Origin of the sequence: Candidatus Poriferisodalis sp. (genome assembly GCF_965215815.1) — a bacterium.
Classification (GTDB): Bacteria; Actinomycetota; Acidimicrobiia; order Acidimicrobiales; family Poriferisodalaceae; genus Poriferisodalis.
The window spans coordinates 1371368-1386821 of record NZ_CBDCEO010000012.1 but is presented as its reverse complement, the minus strand read 5'-3'; the positions used below and the strand labels follow the sequence as shown (position 1 = coordinate 1386821).

The following is a 15454-nucleotide window of genomic DNA, read 5'->3' as shown; positions in this document are numbered from 1 at the left end:
CCCGGTTGCGCGTGGTTTCCGAGGTCTGACGTGCGCCGCTCGCAGATCGTCTCGCTCCTTGTCGCGATCCTGATCGGATTTGGCTCGCTCGCGGGCGTGCTGGCTGCTGGCTGGGCACCCGTGCTGGGCGTGCAGCTGCAGGGCGGAGTGGAGGTACTGCTGCGCCCGACTTCACCGACCGACGACGAGCAAATGGATCGCGCCATTGAGATCATCCGGTCGCGCGTCGACGCCTTGGGCGTGGCCGAGCCCGACATCACCCGCCAGGGCGAACAAGTCGTGATTCAGCTGCCCGGCGTCAAGGACAAGCAGCGTGCTGTCGACTTGGTGGGCCAGACAGCGGAACTGCGGTTCCGTCCCGTGCTGCTGAACTTCAGCCTCTTCGACGAGGCTGAGTTTCGCGCGGCCATCGACTTCGCGGATGCGTACAACGGTGCGATCGATCTCGAAGGCGAAGACATCGCCGCCGACCCCAACGTCATCGAGATCGAAGAACTTGCGAATTTCACGCTGCCCGAGGACGACGTCGCCGACCGGGCCGTGGTTCTGCCGGGTCGGGGTGAGCCCGTCGGCTACGTGCTCGGTCCTGCCGAGCTGACCGGAGAAGCCGTTTCCGAGGCCGCGGCAACATTCAACAACGAATGGGTCGTCAATCTGGACCTCACCGACGAGGGTTCTGTTGGGTTCGACGAGATCGCCGCCCGCTATTTCGGCCAGCAGGTGGCGATCGTTCTCGACGGAGTTGTCGAGTCCGCTCCTGTCATCCGCGCCACCGAGTTCGGGGGCACTGCGGTCATCTCGGGCACGTTCGGCGAGGAGGAGGCGCGCGATCTCGCCGTAGCACTGCGATTCGGCGCGTTGCCGGTGGAGTTCGAGCAGGACGATGTGCGGACCGTGTCGGCAACCCTGGGCGAGGGAACGCTGCGTGCGGGCGTGATCGCGGGCATCGTCGGACTGATCCTCGTCGGTCTGTACATGCTGGCGTACTACCGGCTGCTCGGCCTCGTGGCAGTGGCCAGCCTGGCCATCAGCGGATCCGTCCTGTGGTCCCTCATCAGCTGGCTTGGTGAGAGCCGCGGGCTCGCACTGACGCTGGCGGGGACCACCGGCATCATTGTTTCGATCGGCGTCCAGGTCGACTCGAACATCGTCTACTACGAGCGGATCAAGGAAGAAGTGCGGCGCGGACGAGCGGTCCGCTCGGCCGCCGACGCCAGCTTCAAGGCAGCCTTCGCGACCATTGTCTGGGCCGACATGGCATCGCTCATCGGCGCAGGCGTTCTCTACCAGCTCACTACCGGCACCGTCCGCGGTTTCGCCCTGTATCTCGGGTTGGCCACGCTCATCGACTTGGCGGTGTCGTACTTCTTCATGCGGCCGTTGGTGGTGTTCGTGGCTCGCAGGCTGGTGAACGAGGTGCCCCGGCGATTGGGCGTGCTGCCCGCCACTGACGACGCCGTCCCGGCGGCCGTGTCGACGGGAGGCACAGCGTGATCGCAACACTGCGCACCTTTTATCGAGGCGAGAACAGCTGGGACATTTTGCGTGTGTCACGCAAGGTGCTCATCGGATCCGCGGTGGCGGTGCTCATCTGCGTGGTGGCATTGCTCGTGCGGGGCTTGAACCTCGGCATTGAGTTCGAGGGCGGCTCTGTGTGGGAGATTCCCGTTCCGGCCGGCGCCCAGAACACCGAGGGGAGCGGCACGGACGCCGGATCCGGCAGCGCAGCCGGCGACGGTGTGACGACCGACGACGTTGCTGCCGCAGCCGCGGAGGCTGGCGTGCCCGATGCCCGGGTGCAGCTGGTCATAGTCACTGGTGCAGACGACATTTTCCGGGTACGCGGTGTGCTCGCACCCGATACAGCGGCTGTTGATGTTGCCGCAACGCTGGCTGACGCCGTCGGCGTGGACGTGGAGAGCCTGTCCACGCGACAGGTCAGCCCGTCCTTCGGCGACGAGGTTGCTGGCAAGGCCCGCAGGGCGCTCGTGGTGTTCTTCGTGCTGATCGCGCTGTACCTGTGGTTCCGCTTCGAGTGGAAAATGTCGATCGGCGCGCTGATTGCTGTGGCACACGACATCGTGCTGACCGTCGGTGCCTACGCGCTCTTCGGGTTTGAGGTGACGCCGGCCACCGTGGTGGCGTTCCTTACGATCATGGGGTATTCGCTCTACGACACGATTGTCGTGTTCGACCGAGTGAAGTCCAATGAGCGCTCATTGCCGGCGCGCAGCCATTTCACGTATCACGCGCTCGCGAACGTGTCGCTCAACCAGGTGCTGACGCGGTCGGTCAACACGTCGATTACCTCGGTGCTGCCGGTGGTATCGCTGCTGGTGGTGGGCGCTGGATTCCTCGGTGCGGGCACCCTGTCGGAGTTCGCGATCGCACTGCTGATCGGCCTTCTCGTCGGCTCGTACAGCTCTATCTTCGTGGCCATGCCGGCGGTTGCCTTGCTCAAGGGCTACGAGCCGGGATGGGCGGCCGCCCAAGTGGCAGCCGAAGCCGCCGGCCGCCACGACTCGATGGAAGCCGCCGCGCAGGCGCTTGCCGCAGAGAGCTACACGCGCACCGCGCCGCCCCGCCCACGCAAGCTGGGCCGCCGCCGCTAGGCCGCGTTGGTTGCCTCCACGCTGAGGCGACAGCCGATTGCCCTGAGCGCCGCGTCCATCTGGTCCAACCGGGAGTGATGGTTGACATCCAAGACTCGATCGACCTGTGGCATGTGCCAGCCGAGGCGGCGAGCGAGCTCGGCCTTGCCGATGCCCTGAGCCCGCATGCCTTGGTACAGCAGCACCTTGACCGCTGTGAGAGTCGGCAAGGCTGCGAGGGATTGCCCTGCCGATGGCGCCGGAATGTCCTCTCGATGATGAATCCGCGCAGCGATTGCTTCATCGAGGGCATCCGAGGCTCGGGCGATTGCTTCTGCGCGATCGTCGCCGAACGTGCTCAGCTCGGGAAAGTCGGGGGAGGTCACCAGCACGGTGCCGTCGTCGTCTGTCAATTCGATCGGATATGCGAGCATCAGTTCAATCCCAGGTCCTTCTTGATCTTGGCGACAAGTCCGGGTCCCAGTTCCTTGCGTCCGCCATGCATCGGCAACTGGCTCGTGCGATCCCCACGTCTCACGGTGAGGTGCCCGCTGCCTCCCTTGTGGGTCTCGAAGGTGCAGCCCTGCCGCTTCAGCCAGCGCCGCAACTCGCCTGCATTCACTCACGCATATTACACAACACATGTGTTGCGCGAACATTTCGTCGAGGTGAGTCGCTGCCAGTGCGAGGGAATAGGGACGTTGCGCACGAAGCCGTCTGCGTCGAGGTGGCGGTGCCCGCAGTCGCGTGGCTGAAGCGATTCGAGCCCCAGTGGGCTGCCGCCCAGACGGCGACCGAGGCCGCCGGCAAAGCAAGTGCCACTCGGCGGTACTCAGAATGGCGCTTATTCGGGGCGACGAAGACCGTGCCGACGAAGGTGCACGCCAACGCCGTGATGGCCTTGGCGCTGCAGCGGCGATGTCCAGGATCTCGAAAGCCGAGTGCGGGACCTCGAACAGGGACGCGTCAGCGTTGAGGCCGTACAGGTTCTTCGCCGAGGGACCGCACGAGCTCAGGGATGCTGGTCCGGAGTGTCTCCCAGACGATCTCTGGCTCAATGTTGTGATACTCGTGGGCGATGAAGTTCCGCATGCCCCGGATGTCGTCCCAGGGAATGTCGGGGTAGCTGGCGGTGGTGGTATCAGAGAGGCGCGATGCCGCCGCCCCGATGATGCTGATCATCTGTGCCGCGACGGGGATGTTCTTCCAGTCGTCGTAGAAAGCTGAGCGGCCCTCTGCGGTAATGCGTGCGGCCATCCCGGCTGCTTCGATGATGTCCTGAATTCGGGCTTCGCCGCCCCGTGTCACAGCGATATCGCATCACGGAGCATCGAGGTGTAGGGGGGCTCGAGCGCTTTCGCTGACGACACATCGACATCACAGCCCAGTAGCTCTCTGAGCTCACGCTGCAGAGCAGCTACATCAAGCAGGGTTGTCTCGGGGTCGAATGTGCATACGAAGTCGCAGTCGCTTTCGTCGTGGTCGGTGCCACGGGCTACGGAACCGGCCAACGCGATCGACGACGCGTTGTGCCTGCGAGCAGCGTCGAGGATCGCGTTGCGGTGGCGTGCGAGGATCTCGTCGCGGCGGGACATGCCGTCATCGTACCCAATCAATTGTGGGTGTCTTCGGTGAGGTGCGGCATCGAACTTGTGGAGCCGCGACCGAGTTGCGGGGCATGTTCGGAAGGCGACGAACGTGCCCCAAGGGACGGCGGGAGAGCGGGTCTGCAGGGTGGGAATGCGACTGTGCTGGGGCTCTGTTGGTCAGCGGTAGTCGGTGCGCTGGCGGGGGCGGGCTTTCTTGCACCAGGGCCGCATGTCCCCGCGCTTGGAGATCAGTTTGCGGCCGCACTGGAGCACAGCTGCCAGACCTTGGTCGACCGGCTCGGCGCGGACTGGCTCGATCTCACTGCAGCCCATGCGATGGGCTTGCGAACGCTGCCCTACCTGCACGCAGATCCGTTCGACCGGCTCCTCGTCGCCCAATCGATGATCGAGGGACACACGCTCGTCACGACCGACGAGAAGGTACTTGCCTACCCCATCTCCACGCTCACCGCGTAACGGCTCGCCTCAGGCGCATCCCTAGTGGCTTGGTGCAACCCTGCCACCGCAACCGCGTCTGTATCATGCGAAATGTTTATGAACTAATGTGGCCAACCGTCGCTTGTTGAGCAGCGCTGGGGACAGTCAGTCAGGGAGCCGACGCGCATGACGATGACGGATCGCCCGCCGCCGCGCCGCTCCGGCTCTAACGCGGGTCGGGATGCACCGTCTCGACCCGTTCGCAGTGCCTCGCTTCGAGGCGAGGACTCAGGGCCGCCCGTTGTGAGCTTCTTGGCTGTGGTTGCCACTTTGGTATTCGTGGCAGCCAGTTTCTGGCTTGGCAGCCGAGTCGAGATCGGGATCCTCGACACCGGACGCGAGGTCGACTTCAACACCTTGGGTTACGTCGTCGGCTGCTTTGTCAACATCGCAGTGATGTATCGCTTCCTCAAGGCCGACGGCAAGGCGCGTGCGACGCGGCGCTATTCAGAGTGGCGCTACTTCGGAGCGAAGAAGGTTGTCAACGCCTTGACACTGTGCAGCTGGCTGCTCGGGGCGCTGCATCTGCTGTTCTGGGCTCGGGACCTGACGAGACCGTGACGACGGGACGCCAAGTGCGTGCTCGCCGCGGTGCTGCCGCGGTCGCCATGGCGATCGGTCTGCTCTTGACGATCGTGCCCCTTGGATCTACCGCCGCGGCGCAAGGGGCCGACGCATCCGGCTATTCGCCGTGCCGACCCGGCCAATCGATTGACCTGCTGGTGATGATGGACGCGTCAGGCTCGCTCCACCAAAGCGATGGGGTTGACCGCGACGGCGCCAAGCGAAGGACGGCCCTGCGCGACTTCCGTGCGCGGTTGGCCGACCTAACGGCGGATTTGCAGGGCGCCGATGGTCCGGAGATTCGACTTGCGCTGTGGCGGTTTGACAGGTCTGCACAGCGCATCGTCGGATTTCAGGCACCATCGCCTCAGCACCCGTCCAACTCCGACATCGAGCTGTCGTTGGGTGACCCCAACGGCCTTGGAGGCTTCCTTGTGAAGGGCCGATACACCGACTACCTGACGGCTCTGCGAGAGGCGGCAGAGGCATTCTCGGACGGCGCTCAAGGCTCGTGCCGCCTGTTGTTGTTCTTCACTGACGGAATCTACGGCCCGACGGGTGAACCCTCGCTGCAGCAGGCCAATCAGCTTCGTTCCGAGGTCTGCAATGACATCAAACGGTCGTTTGAGGAAGCAAGTATCGACACCTACACGATCTTGCTGGGGAACCAGTTTCGAGACGCCGGAGGCCAAGCGGACGCCGAGACGCCCGATGCACTCAAGATCGAAATGGCGACAGCGTCCATGCAGGTGCTGCGAGCGCTCACCGGCGACGCCTCGTCGCGGTTGGTGAGCGGCTTGCCCTACGCGAGCGAGTTTGACTGCGCCCAATGGAGTGACGAGCAACCTGCTGACCGTGACGGAGCGATCATTGCAATTGACGATCTCGACCGGCTCGCAGTGCAGCTGCTCGAGGTGGTTGATGTCGCCGCCAACAGCCTCGCCGAGTGGACGACCTGCGGGCTTGCCTCGGTTGGCGACCGGCGTTCTGCGCCTCTTCCCGCCGGAAGATTGATTGATTCGATTGTCGCCTACCCGCGCACTACGTCAATCGAGGGGTACGAGATCGTGACCGCTGATGGCGTGCTCCGTCGTGAACCCGGTACGGGAACTGAGCCGCTCCGGCTCACTCACGCCGATCTCGCAGGTCTGGAACCTGGTTGGACGATCGAATTCGTCACGAGCGGGGGAGATGGCGGAGTCGACGTTGCTTGCTACATCAAGCAGGCGTCCAGCGATGTCCCGATCGAGACTGGCCGAGTAACCGACGCCGAAGGCCAGACGCTCGAATCCGTGGAGCGCAGCGAGTTCGGCCCTGATTCGCCGCCCTTGGAAGTGCAGATCGTTGCAGAGGCGCCGATTGGGCTCTGCGCAGTAGCGGCAATGGAGCACTTCGCCTGGCCCGACGGCCGCGTGGAAGATTGGTTCTGTCGTGATGACGGCACCGTGGTCTTTGAACTCAAGCAACTGGAGTGCCAAGGAGTCCACGAGCTGACGGCGCCTCTCGTAGTGGAATTCGAACCGAAGCACGCAGGCACGCTCTTCGGCCCGGAACAACTCGTTGTCCGGGCCCAGATCGACATCGAGGGTCCTTCATCGGTGTCGTACGACTGTCTCGGCGCACCGGTGCTCTCGTGTAGGGGCGCGGACGTACAGATTGGGCCCGTCGCATCGGACGGGGATGGACCGATCAATGAGCTTGACGAGCAGGAATTGGCAACTGGACAGCCGCGCATGCGGGTTGAACCGGACACCGTCGAGGTGCCACGCGAACACCTGAGGGGCAATGCCGGTTGTGTGCTCCACCCGCCGACCCGCGGCACCGCCGAAGTTGCGTTGTCCTGGCGGCCCGACGGGACAGCAGTGCTTCCGGGGGACCTGGCCTGGCGCTTCGACAAGGAGTTTCATGGCGACGCGAGCCGTGGCACGGTGAGCGGAACCGGCACCAGCTTGCTGCTCGGTGTCGCAGGCGACTCCGAGGGCGTGGCACTGCACTTCGTGACTGCCGACGAGTTGGTGAATGGCGATTGGGAGATCGGCGGCCTGGTCACGCTCGTCCCTTCCTGGGACCCCGGCGACGGCAGTCTCCAGGCAGGAGCGGATCGGCAAATGGCCAGCCAGACCGTCGAGCTGCGTGTAGATCAGCATTACGTGGCCAGAAGCAATTCGGCATTGGCGTTCTGGCTGACCCTGCTCTTGCTGATCCTCAGCATCGTGATCAGCTACATCCTCTTTTGCACCGCCCTTGTGCTCAACATGAGTCTTCCCGATCCCGCGAGCTTCTGGATGTACCGAGCCGACATCGGAGTTGATGCAGACGCACGGGGGCGGCCCACGCTCAGCTCAGGCGCCCAGAGCGCACTCGTCGCAGCGAGCAGTCAGCGAATCCGCGGCGATGCCAGTCGGGGAGGGCGCGGCAAGCGCACGATGGAGTGGCGTGCCGCCGGGCTGCGCCTGACCCTGCGCCGGTCGCCTCGGCTATGGCTGCCTGGGCTTCTTCGAGGCGCCTGGAGCGAAGTGCGCTCCGACTCGGGCGAGCCCATGGCCGCCCGGCCTGCAGCGAGTCGTCGTTCCCGACGGACGGCCACTGCATCTGCGGAGTTCACGACGCTGGTTGCCGTCGGAGCACCCCGCCGATCTCCCGATGGGGAGCTGCTTGCGCCGACATGGATCGCACTGCCACGGCACGGCGTCAGCGCTGACATCGAACGAGTGGATGTTCGCGAGGTTGAAGGGCTCTTGGTGCAGGTCGAAGCTAAGGCACCAGGCGATGGCAATGGCGAACCGCCCGGTCCGCAAGGACGAGATGACAGCCCTGGTGGGGGCGGAACGCCTCCACCCCGTGAGCCACTCCCATCAGACCCGGAGCGAGGCTCGACCACACAGAGCGAGCCAGAACCAAGGTCGTCACGATCTCCCGCAGACGGCGCTGCCGATCGTCGCGGCGATCGGCCACCGCCCCGCCAACGCCCGGATCGACCGCCGCCGCGGCCGCGCTAGGCCAATGACCAATCCAGATGCTCACACGCGATGTCTCACGTCGGTGCACCGAGGCAATGCCCGCGAGCGAGGCGGCCCTGAACCCGCCGCACCCAGCACACCTTTCAATCGAGGACTGAGATGTACAGCAAATTCCTGTTCGTAGGCCTAGGCGGATCCGGCGGCAAGACGCTGCGATTCCTCAAGCGAGAGATTCAGCAGTGGATGGCCGCGCATGACGCAGGTCACCGTATTCCTGGGGGTTGGCAGTTCCTGCACATCGACACACCGGTGAGGCCCGACGGCGACGAGATCGACGATGTGGCTGAGCCGCTGGATGCCGATGAGTATCTCGGGCTAATCAGCGCAGGCGTGGACTTCAGGGCGCTGCAGAACATTCTCGATGGCAATCCGAGACTCTGGCCGGAAATGCAGACGTGGCGGGTCGAGCCGGCGGGACTCAATGTAGGCGTGCAGCTTGGTGCCGGCCAAATGCGCGCCGTGGGTCAGACAGTCGCGATGGCGTACGCACTACGAATTCGGCAGAAGCTCGACGAACGAGTGCGACGCATTACCGCGCCCGGCGCCCGCGGCGAGATCGGCGATCTCTACGGCGCGGTCACGGGGCAACAGGCTGATCCCGACTCGAACATGTACATCGTCGTGGTCAGCTCGCTTGCGGGAGGAACAGGCGCCGGGCTGCTCAATCTTGTTTGCGACATCCTGCGCGGCCTCGAAACCCCGGCAGGGGACAACATCTTTGCATTGCTGTACACGCCTGAGGTCTTCCATTCGCTCGGAGCCGCCGCCGTTGGCGGTGTGTACCCGAACAGCCTTGCCGCGATGTCCGAGATGCTCAATGGCCAATGGTGGCAGGGCAGTGACATCGGGTCACCGAACCTTGCGGCGCCAAAAGAGAGCGAGGTCTTGCGGCAGGCGGGATTGCCAAATGCTCAGGTACGCAGCGGTCCGACGTATCCCTTCCTCGTTGGAAGAGTAGGCGAAGGCGGTGTCGACCATGGCACCCCCGATCGCCTGTTCGAGATGGCCGGACGTTCGTTGCTCTCGTGGGTCAGCGACAAAGTCGTTCAAGCACGATTCGTGGCGTATACGGCAGGAAATTGGGCGAACTCAGCTTCGTCACAACAGCAGGGTGAGATCTTGGTCGACCAAGGCGAGCTTCACGAGAGAGGACTGCCCTGTTTCTCGGCGCTCGGGTTCTCGCGGTTGTCGGTCGGCACTGAGTATCTCGAGCGGTACGCCCTGCAGCGGCTTGTCAAAGACGCGCTGGGACATCTGACGAGGTACCACAGCGATTCCGACGAAGCAGTCCAGGTCGGGCGGGAGCTCGCAACCGAGGACCCTGATGCAATTCTCACCGAGATCGCCAAGCACCACTTGCCTGCATTCTTGCGACAGGCAGGCTTGACGGAACTTGGACCCGACGACAACGAGATCGTCGACGAACTGCGCCCGCCAGATCACGCCCAGCTGCGCGACGAATTCGAGCGTGACGCGCGCGCGAGGTGCGGCCTTGACGAGGACCATCAACTTGATGCCGAAGGATGGCGATCGACGCTGAGTGATTCCATCGAGGCGGCTCAGCTGTCGTACGAGCGCAACTACCAGGCATTGCTCGCAACCTCGACGCTGGAGTGGATTCCCAAGATCAGCGAGCGGGTGGTCCGCACAGTCGAACAGTGGGTCGCGTCCCACGGACTGCTCGTCGCTGCGGAGCTGTGCCGCATGGTCGCCTCGTACCTGGCTCACGAAGTCCACGAGGACCTGACTGCCAACGATGTCGATCGGCAGCGGGCGTGGTCACATGATTGGGGGACGGCCGTAAACGAGGCACTCGACGGGATGCGAGGCAAGATTTCCAGTACCGACGCCCGACTCGAAGAGGCATTGCTCGACGGAGTTCACTACGCCGCCTACGCAGGCGAAGCCTTGGTGAGCGAGCGAGCAGCGGCCATGGCGAACGAGGTCGCCGAGCGAGTGCTGCGGCCCATGGGACGAACTCTCCGCGAGGCCCATGCGAAAGCGGAAATCGATGCGGCCAACACTGTGACATGGGTTTCCTGGGACGACGAGCCCCCACCCGACAGCGTTCGGCCTCCAGCAGGCGACTTCCCGCTGGTTGATCCCGAGGACTATCCCGAGACGTTTGCCTCGCTGCTTGCGCGCGACGTCGGCTCGACCGACCGCACCCAGGAGCAGCGCGAGGCAGCGCGGCGCATCATCATCTCCGGCAGCTTCCGCGAAGGCTCGGCGACGGGTGCTGACGCAGAGCGACTCGAGTGTGTCCGTATCGAGCGGGACTGGTGGCCGTCTGCAGCAACGGCGGCTGGTGGATCGCACTCGCCGACGGAGATCCGCATTTCGCTTGGTACATCGCTCGATGACCTGAAGGCGAGAGCCACAGCATGGCTGCAACGACCCGGCTCCGCATGGGCCCGATACCTCGGCATGACGATTCGGAGCTTTGTCGGCACCACTGACGCACACGACGCGTTGGGCCTGAGTGAGTCAGAAGCTCGCAAGAACCGCAGCAGGTTGCTCAATCAGCTCGGCGAATCCGTGTCGGCTGCGGCGCCACTCATCAATCTCGACGCGAACCTCGTCGGTCTCGTCCACCCCAATGCAGCCCAGGCTTCGCCGCGGCTGCAGCTCAGCTCGGTACCGCTCGAAGCGCATGCGATCGAATCGGAGGTTCGCGCTCGATTGGCTAGATCGGGTCTCAATGACGACGACATCGATGGATTGCTCTCCAGCGACGCATCGATCAAGCACATCGACATAACGAGCGCGCTAGCCGCACCAGTGTCGGTGCTGGTAGTCGAGTCCCTGCTGCGACCCATCGCGGAGCGGTGGTACCAGTGCGACACGCCGACCCGCCGCAAGGATTTCTGGACGCGTCGCCGGGCGCAACCGCTCGATTCATTCGTACCAGTCCCTCAGGCTCTGTTGCGCTGCATGGTGAGGGGTTGGTTTACGGGTCGCTTGCTCGGCCGGATCTCACGCGACGGCGACAGCTACGCGATTTACAGCAGTCGCACGCGGGGACCAGTCGCGTTTCCGCCCAATTTCCTGTCGGTCAGCCGCGCCAGCGGGGAACAGGACAGTCTCGCCTTAGTCCTGGAAGCGCTAGCTCTGGCGTACGTCGATGTCTGTCGTACCGGGACGCTGGACCCACTCTTGCCCTATGTCGAACTGCGAGAGTTGGGAACGGCAGTTCCAAATGGCGCACTCCACAGCTACGAGTCGCTGGCACCCGCATTGGCCGACTGGGCTGGCTCCGGGCACAGCGCCTTTGTGCTCGACGATGGCGTACCGCTGCTCGAGAGCGCCGAGTCTCCGCATGAGGTCGATTCCGAGGTCGGGCGGCTGAGGCGCATCGCCGACATCTGCCGGAGGACACTTGAGAGCTACGGTGCCCGGTACAGCGAGCATCTCCGCCGTTGCGAGGCATCTCCTGATGTGCTCTCCAGCGCACCTCAATGGATCGGCTTGTGGGACAGGTTCATGAGACCTGCACTCAACGACCTGATCCAAGCCGCCGAAACGCAGGCGCAGGGGTTGGAGCGTCGCGAGCCGGAGCCATTGATGTGAGTCACATGGACATCGTTCTCCCATCCGGAGGGGGCCATCGCAGAGTCGTTGTCGTGATGACCCACGCCGACGACCGGGGCACTGCCGGGGCGCTCGCTGCCTGGAAGGATCTCTCTGCTGCATCGCACCTGCGGCCGATCGTGCATGTCGAGTACGCACGATCTCCTGGCTCTGAGTCGCAACCACTCGATTTGGGCCGTCGAATGCAAGTGCTGAACGGTGGCACCTGGTTGAGTGAAGCGCTGATGTACACGCTGCACGGCGCGGGCGAATTGGACCGAATCGACATCGTGAGTGTGGCGACCGCGGTGCTGCCTCTCGAACTGCAAGGAGATCTCGCTGAGGCCGATGTCATGTTGCGGGGCGATCTGCGCCGGATTGCCCCCGCCGAAACAGGCGTGCTCCTTCACAGAGTTTGGGTGCCCGACTACGGCGACGACCGACTTGCGCCTCCAGCGGCCTTTATCAACGCCGAAGTCGACGGAGCCTTCGTGATACTGCCGACGGACCGTCAGTTTGAACGCGCCATGGCGATGCCAGTGTCAGCCAGCGAATCGGCTGACGCTCACGCCTGGCACGTTGCGGTCGAGATTGCGTCGTTGTCGGGTCTGTGGTCGACGATGGTCGGTGCGCCATTGGAGCTTGTCGAACATGCGCGCGGTGGCTTCGGAAAGCCGCTCGTCCACCTCGTGCGGTCGACCTGCCGCGCCACACGCATTCGAGCTCCCTCGCCGGAACAGTCGTTGGAGAGCGATGGGTTGTTGCCATTGCCGCCTGGGCTGTTGCCGGCGCCCGATCCGAGGCACATCACCCGTGTAGCGCCGCCGTTGATCTACCCGGACGAGTTCCGGGTACCCGACGAAGATGACCTCGGAGACGAAATGGCCAACAAGGGGCTCGGCGTGGTCACAGATCTTGCAACGACTCGTCGGCTTGCGGTCGAAACCGTCGGCGGGGCGCTGAGCCGCCACGACGAAATCGGGACTGCGAAGCAGCAGCTCAACGAATTCGCCCTCGACACCGCGCTGATAGCACCATGGACGGTCCCAATTGTTGGCGAGGACGGCCTGGGTGACGACTCAGATGACGCTCTCGATGAGGCGTACGGACTGCTGGACGACATGCGCCCGCCCATCTCTCTCGAGGGTGTGCCGACTGACGGATGGGACCGGATACTGCGGCGGCTGCTGGGAATCGTGGATGCCTCGATGCTTGACGACGGCGTCAGGGCTTCGGTCGGCAGCGAACGCTATGTCGCGCTCGATCCGGCGGCGCTTGGGCCGGTCGACGGTGAATTGGTTGAGGTACTCGCCGCGTTGGACCCGTCGGCGCATATGGCTTCCCCGACCCTCGACGACCTTGATTCGGGAGGGATCGATGACGATGTATCCACTGAGCCTTTGACTGCCGAAACCGATTCGGCGGAGCGCGAAGACACCGATGAGGACTCAGCGGCCGATGGTTCCCTGAACGAGCACGTCGAAGACGCCGACGGCGAGGAAACATCGGCCAGGCGGTCGTCGGGCCGGTACGCGGGAATGAGCCGGGGTAGGCGCCAGCGTGGCGACGCACGGCAGGCTCACCCGACGGCTGACTTGCCGCTTCTCACCGGCGTAACACGTCAATTCGATGTCGAGGTCGAGCGTTGCGACACCCGGATCGACAGCTTGTTCGAGGAGTTTCAGGATCACTTGCGACCCGAGAATCGACCGGAGCCCGGCGTCACGGCGTTCGTGGCGTTCGCGTCGTTGACAGCAGTTCTCATCAGCGCTGGCGCGCTGATGACGCTGACGGGACTTCGAGAAGTGCTCACACCCGATCACCTCTCGGATTCGATGCGTGTATCCGCATTTGGTTTGTTGTCGATATTGGCGACGGTGCCGGCTGTGCTCAGGCTCACGCCGAGCCGCAGCCTCTCGGCCCAAGTACGCCTTACGCTGCTTGCCGCGGTGTACGCCGCGGCTACGGCGACCTTGCTGGTGCTGGCGAGGCCTGTGGCGCTGAGTTTCCTGGACAAACCGGGGCGCTGGTTCCCCGCGGTGGCGATCATCACCGGTGTCTTGGGATTGATGGTCGCGGGTCGAATGCGGGCATTCCCAGGTGATCGTTCCCTCCTGGGCCCGTTCGCACCCCTGGTGTCAAACACCACCGTGAGCGTTGCGCTGCTCTCGTACATCTTCCTCATGGCAGTCACGGTGCTCAACTATGAAGCCACCGCTCCGCAAGTCTTCGAGGACCGCAGTTGGCGGTTGCTGACCGTCCTGCTGGCGACCGCGCTGGCCGTGGCGGTAGTTACAGGCGGGCTGGTTCGCCTCATCCGGCGCCGCGACCGACGGCAAATCCGCGCGTGGAAAGGTGGGCTAGATGCCTTCGTGGACAAGCTGGAGCAGACGGCAGCCCGCAAAGCGGTGCTGACGGCGTTGAAAGTCCATTGGTTGGCGACCGCAGCGGTCGTGACCAGACTGATTCATCGACCGTTTGGCGCCGAAGCGGGTCACATGGAGGTTGACGATCCGAACTCACCAGTGCGCAAGCTGCTGATTTTTGACCTAGACCTGACCGACGACACGCGCGACGGGTATCTAGCGGAGTTACTGCCGCTCGTCGCTCCCAGAGGATGGATGGGAGAGCAGTACCGGCGCATGTCAGAACGCTTCACTGAGGCCGAGCGGGCGCAATATGGCATCAGTGCCGAGAGGGATTTGCCGCCGCCCGAGCATTGCACCTACCCGGTTGCGCTTGATGCTGCGAAGAGCGGCGATGGAGTAGGTCCACGTTGGAAATTCACACGCAGTGTCTACGACGGTGCGTACGACGGACTGTTGCGCCGCGCGGCCGATGACGCTCTCGCTCAAGCCATGCGCGCAACGTTCATGAACGAGCGGGCTGCCGTAAGGCTTGACCCCGAATCCGGCGAGGAAGCAATGCTTCCCACCCTGCTGGGCGAACTGCTGCCTTCCGGAGAGGCGCGTCTGCCGACGGGTTCCCTGCCGCCGCGCCCCGAGGCGCCGCCCGAGTACACGCCCTATGTCTGGTGGCCAGCAGAGGTGTCGACCCCGGCATCGAATGCGCTCCCGGATCACACCTGCGGCTACCTCAGCGACCGCGGCACCTTGCTCTTTCACGCCATTCGGGTCGATATCTCCGAGCCTGTTGACGTTGACCGGCTGATGCCGATACCCGGGCATCCACGCGATATGGGTCATTCTGAGCCTGCTGTTGCGGGCGCTGGCGCGTCGGATACCGAGCCGCTCATGTGAACCGCTCGGTGGATGCCCAATTTCGGCCGTGCAGTGGTGCGCATTGCGGACACTGCTGCGGGAGGTCCGTTGACTGAGCCTCGTCGCGGCCACCCGCTCAATCCACTGCGGAAGGAGACAACGGCGCGCCGTCCTCCTGCGCGAGCCCCTCAGCGGCACGCTCCGCCTCCTGATCGACCGCCTGCACGCTCCGCCGTCAGGTCGATTGGTGAAGGGGCCGTGCGGCCGTCGGCATTGACGCCTGCTCGGCGTGCTGATGCCCGGCGCGGGCCAACAACGGGCGGCCGGCGACCCAAGCGACTCTTCACTGGATCGTCTCGGCGGCTGCGCGTCGTTCTTGTTCCTCTGGCCGTCGCCTTAGC

Annotated in this window: 11 protein-coding genes; 7 read left to right on the top strand and 4 right to left on the bottom strand. The window is 64.2% G+C overall.

The genetic code is table 11. The features are described 5' to 3' along the window. Window positions 1-30: 30 nt before the first annotated feature. Complete coding sequence (secD, locus tag ACOOHB_RS08140; RefSeq protein ID WP_420444285.1) at window positions 31-1494, top strand: protein translocase subunit SecD; 1464 nt, start codon at window positions 31-33, stop codon at window positions 1492-1494. Next, complete coding sequence (secF, locus tag ACOOHB_RS08135) at window positions 1491-2612, top strand: protein translocase subunit SecF (RefSeq protein WP_420444284.1); 1122 nt, start codon at window positions 1491-1493, stop codon at window positions 2610-2612. Before secD ends, secF begins: the two co-directional genes overlap by 4 nt. On the opposite strand, the gene ACOOHB_RS08130 is transcribed toward secF, so the two are convergent. From ACOOHB_RS08130 to ACOOHB_RS08115, 4 genes are all read right to left on the bottom strand, one after another. Beyond that, a complete protein-coding gene (locus tag ACOOHB_RS08130) occupies window positions 2609-3025 on the bottom strand; it encodes a type II toxin-antitoxin system HicB family antitoxin (RefSeq protein WP_419552438.1) in 417 nt (138 codons plus the stop codon). The genes secF and ACOOHB_RS08130 overlap by 4 nt on opposite strands. Then, window positions 3025-3213 (bottom strand): type II toxin-antitoxin system HicA family toxin, encoded by a 189-nt coding sequence (locus ACOOHB_RS08125; RefSeq protein WP_420444283.1) that lies wholly within the window; start codon window positions 3211-3213, stop codon window positions 3025-3027. Before ACOOHB_RS08125 ends, ACOOHB_RS08130 begins: the two co-directional genes overlap by 1 nt. 344 nt (window positions 3214-3557) lie before the next feature. Next, window positions 3558-3899 carry a DUF86 domain-containing protein gene (locus tag ACOOHB_RS08120; RefSeq protein WP_420444282.1) on the bottom strand — a complete coding sequence of 114 codons (342 nt, stop codon included), beginning with the start codon at window positions 3897-3899 and terminating at the stop codon, window positions 3558-3560. Next, window positions 3896-4186: a nucleotidyltransferase family protein gene (locus tag ACOOHB_RS08115; protein WP_420444281.1), complete on the bottom strand. Its 291-nt coding sequence runs from the start codon at window positions 4184-4186 to the stop codon at window positions 3896-3898. Before ACOOHB_RS08115 ends, ACOOHB_RS08120 begins: the two co-directional genes overlap by 4 nt. A 153-nt stretch (window positions 4187-4339) precedes the next feature. On the opposite strand from ACOOHB_RS08115, the gene ACOOHB_RS08110 reads away from it, so the two are divergent. From ACOOHB_RS08110 to ACOOHB_RS08090, 5 genes are all read left to right on the top strand, one after another. Further along, on the top strand, window positions 4340-4657 hold the full coding sequence (locus ACOOHB_RS08110; RefSeq protein WP_420444280.1) for a type II toxin-antitoxin system VapC family toxin: 318 nt from the start codon (window positions 4340-4342) through the stop codon (window positions 4655-4657). Window positions 4658-4804: 147 nt separating this feature from the next. Then, a complete protein-coding gene (locus ACOOHB_RS08105) occupies window positions 4805-5239 on the top strand; it encodes a hypothetical protein (protein WP_420444279.1) in 435 nt (144 codons plus the stop codon). Further along, window positions 5176-8241: a vWA domain-containing protein gene (locus tag ACOOHB_RS08100; protein WP_420444278.1), complete on the top strand. Its 3066-nt coding sequence runs from the start codon at window positions 5176-5178 to the stop codon at window positions 8239-8241. Before ACOOHB_RS08105 ends, ACOOHB_RS08100 begins: the two co-directional genes overlap by 64 nt. Before the next feature lie 120 nt (window positions 8242-8361). Continuing rightward, window positions 8362-11832, top strand: coding sequence for a tubulin-like doman-containing protein (locus ACOOHB_RS08095; RefSeq protein WP_420444277.1), 3471 nt, complete (start codon window positions 8362-8364; stop codon window positions 11830-11832). A gap of 5 nt (window positions 11833-11837) precedes the next feature. After that, window positions 11838-15092 carry a hypothetical protein gene (locus ACOOHB_RS08090; RefSeq protein ID WP_420444276.1) on the top strand — a complete coding sequence of 1085 codons (3255 nt, stop codon included), beginning with the start codon at window positions 11838-11840 and terminating at the stop codon, window positions 15090-15092. The last annotated feature ends 362 nt before the right edge of the window (window positions 15093-15454 follow it).

Excerpts from the sequence above, each read along its gene's own strand:
- ACOOHB_RS08105 (WP_420444279.1), top strand. The coding sequence starts at position 4,805 with ATGACGATGACGGATCGCCCGCCGCCGCGCCGCTCCGGCTCTAACGCG.
- ACOOHB_RS08130 (WP_419552438.1), bottom strand. The coding sequence starts at position 3,025 with ATGCTCGCATATCCGATCGAATTGACAGACGACGACGGCACCGTGCTG.
- ACOOHB_RS08115 (WP_420444281.1), bottom strand. The coding sequence starts at position 4,186 with ATGTCCCGCCGCGACGAGATCCTCGCACGCCACCGCAACGCGATCCTC.
- ACOOHB_RS08095 (WP_420444277.1), top strand. The coding sequence starts at position 8,362 with ATGTACAGCAAATTCCTGTTCGTAGGCCTAGGCGGATCCGGCGGCAAG.
- ACOOHB_RS08090 (WP_420444276.1), top strand. The coding sequence starts at position 11,838 with ATGGACATCGTTCTCCCATCCGGAGGGGGCCATCGCAGAGTCGTTGTC.